The sequence below is a fragment of the Pseudomonadota bacterium genome, from assembly GCA_010028905.1.
Taxonomy (GTDB): domain Bacteria; phylum Vulcanimicrobiota; class Xenobia; order RGZZ01; family RGZZ01; genus RGZZ01.
The window spans coordinates 1-10,645 of record RGZZ01000140.1 but is presented as its reverse complement, the minus strand read 5'-3'; the positions used below and the strand labels follow the sequence as shown (position 1 = coordinate 10,645).

Annotated in this window: 10 protein-coding genes and 1 pseudogene; 1 reads left to right on the top strand and 10 read right to left on the bottom strand. The window is 67.4% G+C overall.

Annotation, left to right across the window (positions count from 1 at the left end; translation table 11 throughout):
* The first annotated feature begins 47 nt into the window (after positions 1–47).
* Positions 48–302 (top strand): hypothetical protein, encoded by a 255-nt coding sequence (locus EB084_11515; protein NDD28882.1) that lies wholly within the window; start codon positions 48–50, stop codon positions 300–302.
* Between the two features lie 39 nt (positions 303–341).
* Here EB084_11515 and EB084_11510 read toward each other — a convergent pair whose 3' ends face one another.
* The 10 genes and pseudogenes from EB084_11510 to EB084_11465 form a co-directional block, all read right to left on the bottom strand.
* Positions 342–1,475: a hypothetical protein gene (locus EB084_11510; GenBank protein ID NDD28881.1), complete on the bottom strand. Its 1,134-nt coding sequence runs from the start codon at positions 1,473–1,475 to the stop codon at positions 342–344.
* A complete protein-coding gene (locus EB084_11505; protein ID NDD28880.1) occupies positions 1,475–3,349 on the bottom strand; it encodes a methylaspartate mutase in 1,875 nt (624 codons plus the stop codon). The genes EB084_11510 and EB084_11505 overlap by 1 nt, the downstream gene beginning before the upstream one ends.
* Positions 3,346–3,672 carry a hypothetical protein gene (locus tag EB084_11500; protein ID NDD28879.1) on the bottom strand — a complete coding sequence of 109 codons (327 nt, stop codon included), beginning with the start codon at positions 3,670–3,672 and terminating at the stop codon, positions 3,346–3,348. The genes EB084_11505 and EB084_11500 overlap by 4 nt, the downstream gene beginning before the upstream one ends.
* Positions 3,647–4,090 (bottom strand): hypothetical protein, encoded by a 444-nt coding sequence (locus EB084_11495; protein NDD28878.1) that lies wholly within the window; start codon positions 4,088–4,090, stop codon positions 3,647–3,649. The genes EB084_11500 and EB084_11495 overlap by 26 nt, the downstream gene beginning before the upstream one ends.
* Before the next feature lie 2 nt (positions 4,091–4,092).
* Positions 4,093–5,509 (bottom strand): annotated as a pseudogene (locus EB084_11490) (NAD-dependent malic enzyme).
* Between the two features lie 2 nt (positions 5,510–5,511).
* Complete coding sequence (locus tag EB084_11485; protein ID NDD28877.1) at positions 5,512–6,459, bottom strand: hypothetical protein; 948 nt, start codon at positions 6,457–6,459, stop codon at positions 5,512–5,514.
* Positions 6,428–7,114, bottom strand: a complete 687-nt coding sequence (locus EB084_11480) for a hypothetical protein (protein NDD28876.1) — start codon at positions 7,112–7,114, stop codon at positions 6,428–6,430. Before EB084_11480 ends, EB084_11485 begins: the two co-directional genes overlap by 32 nt.
* A 14-nt stretch (positions 7,115–7,128) precedes the next feature.
* Entirely contained in the window at positions 7,129–7,986 is an 858-nt protein-coding gene (locus tag EB084_11475; protein NDD28875.1) for a hypothetical protein, read from the bottom strand.
* Positions 7,986–8,654: a hypothetical protein gene (locus tag EB084_11470; GenBank protein ID NDD28874.1), complete on the bottom strand. Its 669-nt coding sequence runs from the start codon at positions 8,652–8,654 to the stop codon at positions 7,986–7,988. Before EB084_11470 ends, EB084_11475 begins: the two co-directional genes overlap by 1 nt.
* Before the next feature lie 16 nt (positions 8,655–8,670).
* On the bottom strand, positions 8,671–10,645 hold a 1,975-nt coding region (locus EB084_11465), incomplete at its 5' end, for a hypothetical protein (GenBank protein ID NDD28873.1).

The window sequence follows — 10,645 nt, the reverse complement described above, 5'->3', positions numbered from 1 at the left end:
TAAGAGACAGGTCGACGCCACCGCGACGGGTCGCGCCTGTCGAGCAGGTGCGCGAGCATCGCGTTGCCGCGGTCGAGCCGGGCGTCATACGTCTCGTCTCGATCTTCCGCGAGCTCTCGTATGACAGTGATGACGGCGGAGATCCCACAACCTTCACCCTCGACGGGCACGGCAGCGCCGACTTCGACCGTTCCTGGGGGGGCTTCTCTCGCCAGCATCGCGAGAGCCGGGTCGTGGTTCGTCAGGAATCGATGCGCTTCGAGGTCACGACGGCGCAGACGCTCGAGCGCGTCGACGGGTAGTGCGGCCAGGCCCTGGCCCTTGCCGCTCGCCGCGGCGACCTACAGCTCGATGAGCTCCACGTTGGCGCGGGGCAGCAGCAAGCGCTCACCGCTCTCGAGGGCGACCTCGACCACGCGAACCCGGGCCTCGGTCTCGATGGCGACCGGGTCAACGGGCAGGCTGACCACTTTGGCCAGCGCTCCGAAGTGGGGCTGGCGGATGACGCGCACCGGACTGTTCACGTGCATCACGAGCCCTTTCTCGGCCTCGCTCTCGGCCCGCTGCGAGGGCCACGACGCCATGGGTTGGGGCACGATGATCTGGGGGCGGATCACGCCCGCGCGGATCTGGGTGGCGCCGGACATGGAGGCCTTGCGTCCGGCCGCCGCGGTGAGCAGCTCGTAGGTCTTGGCCGCCATGGTGATCTGCCCGAAGCCCTCGGTCACCACCAGGGTGAGTCCAAGCTCCTCTGATCCCGTGATGGCCACGCCGAGATCGTACCCCAGCCAGGCCCGCAGGTCGGCATCGTCAATGCCCCCCACGATGATTCCCGCAACCTTCTTCTTCATCGCTTCGGTGATGACCGAATGGGTGACGTATGAGCCCCCGATGACGATCTTGCCGGCGTGACCGTCTGTGATCTGGGTCGCCTCGAGCGGCCTGTCTGGACCGCTGGCCACCACCACGAGCTCGCCCGTCACCTCACCTCCGATGCCGAAGATGCCCTGGATGTAGGTGCCGTAGGTCTCCACCACCACACCCTCGCCCGCAATCACCTCGACCACCACGCCATCGACCCAGGCCTCGACCTGAACAGGCACGTCCGGCTCGCGCACCATCACCTGTCCGGTGGTCTCCGAGATGAGGTCGATCTTGCCGGTGCGCGGAGAGAGCACCTCGCTCTTGAACAGGCCGAAGAGTCCCTTGCTGCGCGCGATGGGCTCGTCCTTCGTCACCGCCTCGCCTTGCTGCTTGAGCATCGTGGCGGGCACCTCGCGGGCTTCGACGCCGAGCTTGTTGGCCACGTTCACCGGCTCGACCCGTCCCGGCAGGTAGGTGCGCGCCACCACGGTGTCGGCGGTCACCGGCTGGCCCACTTCGACCAGCACCTCGCCGCGCAGGGGCAGGCGTCGTTCCTCGAGGACGCGCGTGGCCCGAGAGACCTTCAAGCCGGGGGTGTATGCAGTGGCCATCAGGGGTTCCCTCCCGCGTGGGCGCGCGCGGTCTCGAGCGGGGGGCGAGGGGGCTCGGGGTAGAGCGACATCGCCTTGTTCCACTCGGCCAGCTTCTCGATGCGCTTCGCCTTGTCGGTGGGCATCTCGAACGGCCGACGTCCGCGCCCGTCGAAGATGATGCCGCACACCCCGCCATGCAGGACGACCTCGCGCGCCTGCGAGCGTCCGGCGCCCACGTCCATGCCGCGGACGGGGGTGAGCACCGCCTTCGCTGTCTGGCCCGCGGGCAGGGGAACCACCTTCAGCTCGCCGTAGGCGAGGGGCACGTCGATCACCGATTGATCCGGCATGGTGAGCCGCGCGTCGAGCACCTTTCGGCCAGGCTTGTTCGGACCCACCGGCGCCACCGCGGTGCCCAGATAGACGAGGCAGTCGATCTCGAACACCTGGGTTGCCGCCTCCGGGTGCACCTCGGCCAGCACGCCGAGCTGGGGCATCATGAAGATGGAGTCGACGGTGAGGCGGGTCACGCCTTCGGGGAGGAAGGCGTCGAGCATCATCATGGCTGATTGCTGGCGGCGCGGCGCGTGCGAGAGAACGCCACCGCTGCCGATGGCCATGTCGAGGGCCATCATGTCCACCAGGCTGTCTCCGTCCCCGTCCTGGTCGAAGGCGTCGGCGATGGTACGCTCCTTCTGCACGCCTTTCAGCGTGGTCGCCAGCGCCCGATGCTGATCGACCGACAGCCGGAGCGCCTCGCGGCAGATGGCCTGTTCGATCATGAGCTCTTCGAGGAGCGAGGGGATGGAGGTGGGGCGGATCATCTTGTTCTTGATGCGGTTGCGCAGGTCGCGCTCTTCGAGGTCGAAGGGAACCCATCGCATGATGTTGTGCAGGCCCGCGTCTGCGAACACATTCGAGATGGAGTATGACATGCCGTAGTTGGCGCTCACCGTTCGGTTGAACACCGTGCCTTCGCCGCTGGGGTCGTTGAACACCGAGAACACGTCGGTGGTGGCCCCCCCGATGTCGACCCCCAGAATGGTGATGCGGTCGCGCTCGGCGATGCGCTGCATGATGTTGCCCACCGCGGCCGGCGTGGGCATGATGTCGACGTCGGTCCAGGTCATCAAGGTTCGGTAGCCTGGCGCCTGGGCCATCACGTGTTCGAGGAAGAGCTTCTGGATCTCGTGGCGCGAGGGCTGCAGGTTCTCGACGTCGAGGGTGGGCCGCAGGTTGTCGCACACGAGGAGCTCGGTCTTCTCACCCAGCAGGTGCTCGACCTCAGGACGGGCCTCCTTGTTGCCAGCATAGATGACGGGCAGCTTGTACGACAGCCCCAGGCGCGGCTTCGGGTCGGCCGCGGCAACCACTTCAGCCATCTGCACCGGATGGCGCATCGAGCCGCCATCGGTGCCGCCGCTGAGCAGCAGCATGTCCGGGCGCAGCTTGCGGATGCGCTCGATGCGCTGGTGGTTCTGCCGCCCGTCGTTCACCGCGAGGATGTCCATGACGATGGCGCCCGCGCCGAGGGCCGCACGCTGCGCGCTCTCGGCGGTCATCTGCTTGATGGCGCCCCCCACCATCATCTGCAGGCCGCCGCCCGCTGACGAGGTCGACAGGTAGACGTCGACCCCCTCGTCTCCGGTCTTCGGCTTGATGATGCGGCGGCCATCGAGGATGCGCCGTCCGGCCAGCTCCTGCACCTCGGCCACGGCGTTGAGCACGCCGGCGGTCACATCTTCGACCGGGGCTTCGACGGTGGTCGGGGCCTCGCCACGGGTGACAAGGCGAAAGGTGTCGCCCTGCTTCTCGATGAGGATGGCCTTCGTCGTCGTGCTGCCGCAGTCGGTGGCGAGGATGCTGGTGATCTTGTCCTTGTCGATGCTCATGGGCGGCTCTCCTGGTCGCTGGCGTCCTGGGCGGCCTCGATGTCGCAGATCAGCCGCTCGATGGTGTCCCGGCGCTCGAGCAGGCGCGCGAAGCGCGTGACCTCTGGCACCGTGAGGAAGAGCCGCATGATGGGATCGAGGAAGGAGAGCATCTGGCTCCCCACGACGTTCAGCGGTTTCACGGATTCGAGGAAGAGGATGGCTGGCGTGGTGAGTCGGCGGCGCACGATCTCATCGGCGACTCTCGCCAGGAGGTGCGCGTCGGCCGCGGGATCGTCGTCTGGCGCGTCGGGGGCGTCAGGCAGGGTGGGCAGGGCGTCCATCGATCTTCTCTCTCAGCAGCGCGTGCAGGCGCGCGCTGGCCTCGGTTTCATCCAGGGGCACGAAAAGTCCTCTGAAGCTGTCGAACCGGCGGGGGTTCGTGTAGGGGGAGAGCCAGCATCCGCGGCGCTGCGCGGTGCACGATCGGAAGCGGGCGTATGGATAGTGCCGCGGGGTCAGGCACCGGACCTCGAACCCGCTCTCGTCGAGGCGATAGCGCGTGGGCAGGAACCAGCGATGCAGCAGCGCCAGGAACACGACGGTGAGAAGCCCGCTCCACGCGCTGGGGGAGAGGTCGAGCAGGGGAGAGGCGAGCTGCCCGAGGCCCATCGACGTCGCGCAGAGATAGACCACGAGCCCGACGGTCGCCACGGGGCGCGCGCGGGCCGGATGCACCGTGACATCGAGCAGCGATGGCATGCCTAGCCGCGCGTGCGTCGCGCCACCCCGCTCTTCACCGCCGCCTTCGCCACCGCCTTGGCAACGGCCGGACCGACCCGCTTGTCGAAGACGCTGGGCACGATGTAGTCGGCGTGCACCTCGCTCTCCGGAACCACGCTGGCGATGGCCTGGGCGGCGGCCATGCGCATGGCCGCGTTGATCTCTGACGCGCGGCAGTCGAGCGCGCCGCGGAAGATCCCGGGGAAGCAGAGCACGTTGTTGATCTGGGTTGGGGTAGTCGCTGCGACCGGTGGCCATGACCGCCACGTGGTCGATGGCGTCTTCCGGTGCGATCTCGGGATCCGGGTTGGCCATGGCGAAGACGATGCGATCGGCTGCCATGGTCTCGAGGTCCGCGGGCTTGAGCACGTCGGCGTCGGAGACGCCGATGAAGACATCGGCGCCGCGCAGCACGTCGGTGAGCCGTCCGGAAGCGCAACCCGGGTTCGTCACCGCCGCCAGGGCCGTCTTGCGGTCGTTCATGTGCTCGGTGCGCTCGCGGTGGATGGCGCCGGCCCGGTCGCACACCACGATCTGACGCGCGCCGCACTCGGTGAGCATGTGGGCGATGGCCGTGCCCGCGGCTCCCGCGCCGTTGATGACGATGCGAACCTGATCGAACGTCTTGTGAACCACCTTCAGGGCGTTCATCATGCCGGCCGACACCACGATGGCCGTGCCCCACTGATCGTCGTGGAACACGGGAATGGAGAGCTCCTTTCGCAGGCGCTCCTCGACCTCGAAGCAGCGGGGGGCCGAGATGTCTTCGAGGTTGATGCCGCCGAAGGTGGGGGCCAGCGCCTTCACCGTGCGCACGATCTCGTCGACGTCGGTGGTGTCGAGGCAGATGGGGAAGGCGTCGACACCGCCGAAGCTCTTGAATAGCACGGCCTTGCCCTCCATCACGGGGAGCGCGCCCAGCGGCCCGATGTTGCCCAGGCCCAGCACCGCGGATCCGTCGCTCACCACCGCCACCATGTGGCGCTTCATCGTGAGCCGCCAGGCCTCGTCCGGATTGGCATGGATGGCTTCGCAGACGCGGGCCACCCCAGGGGTGTACTGCATCGAGAGGTCGTCTCGCGTGCGCAGCGGGTGCTTGGCGGCGATCTCGATCTTGCCGCCGTAGTGCACCATGAACGTGCGGTCGGCCACCCCCTGCACGGTGACCCCGTCGACGGCGCGCAGCGCGTCGACCACGTCTCGGGCGTGCTGGCTGTCGGAGCAGGCAATGTTCACGTCCCGGATCATGTGCCCACGAGTGGCTTCGATGAGGTCGATGGCCCCGAGAGAGGCCCCCTTCTCACCGACGACGGTGGCGAGCTGGGCGAAGCGGCCCGGGCGGTTCTCGATGGCGACCCGGACGGTGATGCTGTAGCTGGCGGTAGGTGTGCGATTCATATTCACGCATTCGCGTTCGGGCCGCGTCGTCCTCGTCGGCCTGCTCGTTCAGCGGCGTACGACGCGTTCGCGGTCACGATGAGCCCCATGAGGAGCAGGTGCATGACCGACTGGGCGGTCATGCCCGCCGTTGCGTCGCCGGCAATCCCGGTCAGCGACTCGTATTCAGCGCCCCCCCGCAGCCCACCCAGGAGCCCCGTGATCTGTCCGGCGTTGACGTAGGGCGTGAGTATCGGCACCATCACCGCGTTCGTGATGCCGGCCACCGTCATCTTGTTCTCTGTGGCCGCGATGGCCGCATAGCCGTCGAACAGGTTGTTGTCGCACACCACGAAGACCAGCGCCGCCTGGCGCATGTTGCGCAGGTCGCGGGTGAGAGGGAGCTGGTCGAGCGGGGTGTGGTGGATGTCTACCGGGAACGCGGCGGGAAGGCTCCCGCAGGCCTGCTTGATGACCGTGGCGTTGCCCGCCTTGTAGCCCAGGACGACCCAGTCGGTGCCGTAGGTCCGGCCCGTCTCGGCGGCGGCCTTTCCCATCACCGCCTCCGAGATCGAGACCCCGTCGGGGATGAGCGAGGTAGCCACGATTCGATGGCCTCGACGCATCAGGTGGCGCATGACGGCCAGCGCGCCGGGACCGACCTCTGCCCGGTTCGAGGCCCAGAGATCGAAGGGGACCCAGACCAGCGACCTCGGGGGCAACGCCTCGATGCGGGTGTAGACCGCCTCGACGGACGCCGTGGGGGGGACCCTCGTGGGAACGGCGAGGAACGTGGGGATGGCCACAGCGGCCAGAACCAGAAGGTAGATGGCGCGGCGATCGATCTGGCTCGCGCCGATCAGTGCCGCGCGCGCCTTTTCAATCCATCGCGGCCGGTCAGCCTCGACGGGGGCGAGGTCGGCACGGGGATCCATGGGGTCAACCGCCGCCGAAGATGGCGTGGGAGACAACCGGCCAGAAATCGTTCTTGAAGAACATCATGCGGCCGATGAGCAGCGACACGCGGGCCATCACCGTGTAGCCGAACGACGCGCCGAGCGCGATCATCAGCACGTATACGCCGACGCGCGACGCCCCGCCGAACACGCCCTTGTGCTCGACCGAGAAGTAGAAGTACACCAGGGCCGACAGCACGCCGATGACGATGATGGCGTTCTGCACGCTCTGGGCGACGTCTCCGCTCACCGCCAGCGGCAGTATGGTGGCGTTCACCTGCTTGAGGATGCGCGCCTCCATGTAGTAGACGATGGTGAAGCCCGCGTTCAGACCGACCATGAAGGCCAGCGGCCATCGGCTCACCCACGCCACCTTGGGGAAGACGCGCATCACCATGAGCAGCCCGAGCCCCGCCGGCACCAGGTACGACCAGTCGCTGCTGAAGTGGTGAGCCTGTGCTTCGGTGGCCGCGTGCGCGAGGCGGTCGATGAGGTTGGGGCGGATGACCTCTTTGTACTGGATGGCCATCCAGTAGCCGGCCGAGCATCCCACGAACAGGTACTCGGCGAACTTGTAGAAGGGGTTGTCCTTGTAGAGGAAGCTGAAGATGCAGAGGGTGAGCAGCGCGGCCACCCATACGCCGATGAACGTGGAGACGTCGGTGTGCATGATCGCGCGCCTCGCTAGCGGTTCTTCGCCCGACGGCGACGTCGCGCCGGATCGGTGAAGTAGAGGATGTTCGACAGAACGATGAGGGCGAGGATGAGCAGGTGCACAAAGTTCTGCACGTTCATCCCGGCCGTCGCGCTGCCGGGCTGATGCACGAGGGTCTCGTAGTCGGCGGCCCCCCGCAGCCCGCCGAGCAGCCCGCTGAGCTGGCCCGAGTCGAGGAACGGCATGGTCTCGGGAACGCTCACCCCCGTTACGGCGCCTCCGATCTTCACTCCGTACTCGGTGTTCACCACGTTCACCCACTCGCGCATGCCGGGCGTGCCCACGGAGAAGCTGAACACGAAGGCCACATCGCGGAACCGGTTCACCTTTGTCATCAGTGGGAGCTGGTCGACCGGCGTGCCGTCCACGTCTTTCGGGAACACGGTGGAGAAGCTCGAGCCCATCTGACGGAGAACGGCCGCGCCGCCGGCCTTGTATCCCAGATTCACGTAGTCGACTCCGTAGACCTTGGGGGTTCCCGCCCGCGCGAACTCGTCGGCCACCATGCCCAGATGCTTGCGTGCCTCGGTCGACCCCGCTGGCCACAGAGCCAGCGACACGATGCGACAGTGACGGGCAAAGAGCTGTCGAACCACCACGAGGGCCGCGGGGGCCAGCTCCACCTCGCTGCCGGGCTCGAAGTCGAACGAGACGATGACGGCGCTCCCGTCAGGGATCGCGGAGACCTCGTCGAAGAGCTTGCGCGCCGCGACCGTGGGGGGCGAGGCGGGCAGCTTGACCCCGAACATCATGGGAAACGCCGCCGAGAGCAGCACGGCGAGGTAGACCCATCGACGGTCGAGGCGACGCAGCGCCGACAGCAGCATCAGTCGCCTCCCAGGTACGAACGCTCGATGCCGAGCAGGATCTTGAGGCTCACCGAGATGGCGCCTACCGAGGCGCCCAGCAGGATGGCGCGCTGCCCCGCGGTGGTGAACGACCCCATGATCCACCGATCGATGAGGGTGCCCACCGGGATGATGTGATCGAGCCCCACGCTCGTCCAGATGGTCTCACCGATGGGAACACGGCCCAGCATGACGATGAAGGCGGTGCCGAGCATGAGCGTGGCCTCGATGGTGCGCGCCTTGAATGCGCGGAAGGCCGCCGACGCGATGAAGAAGGCGAGGAGCGCGTACATGGTCGACTGCAGCGGACCGTACACGTACTCGAAGATCCAGAAGAACGTCGTGCCCCGCTCGGTTCCGCCGAACACGCCGAAGCCCAGGGTGATGAAGAACGATGCGATGAGGAGCAGGTTGTAGCCCCACCCCTCCTGCTTCTTCACGATCTTCGATCCGTTGACGGCGAGCATGCTCACGACGCCGAGCACGAACGCGAACACGGTGACGATGTTGAACCACGACAGGAACGTATCGCCCAGGCCTCGATCGCCGAAGAACCCGCCGGCATAGTCGATGCGGGGGCTGTAGTACTGCAGCATCATCACCAGTCCGGCGATGAAGCTGATGGCCAGCGGGATCTCGCGTCTCACGGCGGGGGCGTCCTCCTCATGGCGCGATCCACACCTTTATCTGCGGCCACCAGGGGCAGAGCAGGCTGGCCACGAGGATGACGCCCATGATGAGCGCCTTGGCGTAGTCCTGGCCCTTCAGTGATCCCACCTCGCGGGGATCTCGCGAGAGGTAGGCCGACGCGGCGAACAGCTCCTCGCCCATGAGCGTGTAGTCGCAGGCCGCCACGAAGAAGGGCAGCTGTGCGGCCTGGGCGGTGCCGGCGATCTGTATGGCGCCGGTGGCGTGTCCCGTCTCGGCCAGGATGAGCGATTCGCCGAAGAACATGCCCATGTAGAAGTTGGCCGCGGGTCGCTCGCGCATCATGATGCCGTCGACGCCGGCAACGTATCCGAACTGGTCGTCGGTGAGGTAGCGGATGTTGTCTTGAACATATGAGTCGGGGCGACCCACCTTGTAGTGCGCTTCGCGCACGACCTCCTGGGCGGTCGACATCACCACCGAGCGGCTGGTGGGAACGAGCAGCGGCGTCTCGTACTCCGCGGCGCGCCGCGCCACGTGCCCCAGGATGGAGAGCCCGGCCAGGGTCTCGATCTCGTCGACGTCCTGCGTGCCGCAGACGTACAGAACGGGCTGCCCCATCTCGGTTGCGCGCCCCACTGCGTCGTCGATGGCGTTCAGCCCCGGCAGCCGTCGGATGAACAGGTTGCTGTCGCGCTTCGCGCGAGCGATGAAGGCGATGATGAGGGCGATGATGATGGCCACGAAGGTGAGGTTGGGCAGGCGCTCGCCGTTGAACCAGGCCTTCGTGCAGATGCGCGAGACGCCGTCTGTCGGGTTCGCCATGTCGATCGCGGTGAGGCAGAGGTTGTTGTCGCCGAAGAAGATCTTGTTGCCGACGAAGAGCGGTGGGGTCGCCAGGTCGACGGTCACCTCGAGCGCCTTCTTGCTGGAGTCGAGCGCGAAGCCCACCAGGGTGCTGCCGCTCTGCGCCACGAGCATACGCCCTTGTGGGCCGTCGGCTTCCGTGGGGGCGCTCTCCCCTGGCGCGTCATCGAGGGGGATGGTCGCCGAGGTGGCGAGGGTGGCGCGGTCGAGGCGCAGCAAGAGGTGACGGGTCTTGTCTGCCTCCTTTCGAGCCACGCCCATCACCAACCCTCCAGGCAGCGCGGTGAGCGGGGTCTCGAGCGCTCCATCCTTCTCGGCGCGGGCGATCTCGCGCCCGCTGCGCGCATCGCGCGCGCCCACGGTGAAGCGGTCGGCCGACGACGCGCCGGCGGTGTAGAGCGTGCTTCCCTCGAGTGCGACGCGATCGACCTCGGCGCCATCGAGATCGAGGGTGTAGCGGAGGGCGCCGTCACTCGTCGAGACGCCGTACACGTGGCGCGTGATGCGCTTCTTCTCGTCACCGCTCTGGCTCTCCGCGGTCACGATCACCGCGGTGTCACCGGCCAGGGCGGGGCTGGTCTGTGGGGTTCCACGGAGGCCGTCACGGGTGAATCGCGTCTTGCCCGAGACAGGGTCGATGGCCATGAGCCGAAGGGCGGTCTCGCTCTCTGCCGCGACGGCGTACAGCACGTTGCCTTCGAGATGGAGAAGGGAGGCCTTGCACGGGTTCGTCCATCGTGGGGCGCCCGTGTTCAGGTCGAGGGCGATGAGGGCATCCTTGTCAGGCGCCGCGAGCTCGACGCACAGCCCGAGCAGCGCGTCGGGCAGCGCGGTCGCCTCTCGCAGCGTCGCGGCGGTATCGTAGCGCCAGCGCATCGATCCGGTGCGCGCGTCGAGGCCTTCGACCCGCAGATCCGGCGTGCGATGGGCGGCCTGCGCCGTGCGCACGTTGCGGGGCTGAACCACGACCACAAGGCCGTCGTGCTCGAAGAGAGACACCGCGTTGGGCGACTCGACCTCATATCGCCAGAGAAGCCCTCCTGTGCGGGCGTCGAACCCGTGCAGGGCACCGCCCGCCGAACCGGCCACCACCACTCCGGGCGCCTTCACGTGCAGAAGCGAA

Excerpts from the sequence above, each read along its gene's own strand:
- EB084_11475 (NDD28875.1), bottom strand. The coding sequence starts at position 7,986 with ATGCTGCTGTCGGCGCTGCGTCGCCTCGACCGTCGATGGGTCTACCTC.
- EB084_11495 (NDD28878.1), bottom strand. The coding sequence starts at position 4,090 with ATGCCATCGCTGCTCGATGTCACGGTGCATCCGGCCCGCGCGCGCCCC.
- EB084_11510 (NDD28881.1), bottom strand. The coding sequence starts at position 1,475 with ATGGCCACTGCATACACCCCCGGCTTGAAGGTCTCTCGGGCCACGCGC.
- EB084_11480 (NDD28876.1), bottom strand. The coding sequence starts at position 7,114 with ATGCACACCGACGTCTCCACGTTCATCGGCGTATGGGTGGCCGCGCTG.
- EB084_11500 (NDD28879.1), bottom strand. The coding sequence starts at position 3,672 with ATGGACGCCCTGCCCACCCTGCCTGACGCCCCCGACGCGCCAGACGAC.
- EB084_11505 (NDD28880.1), bottom strand. The coding sequence starts at position 3,349 with ATGAGCATCGACAAGGACAAGATCACCAGCATCCTCGCCACCGACTGC.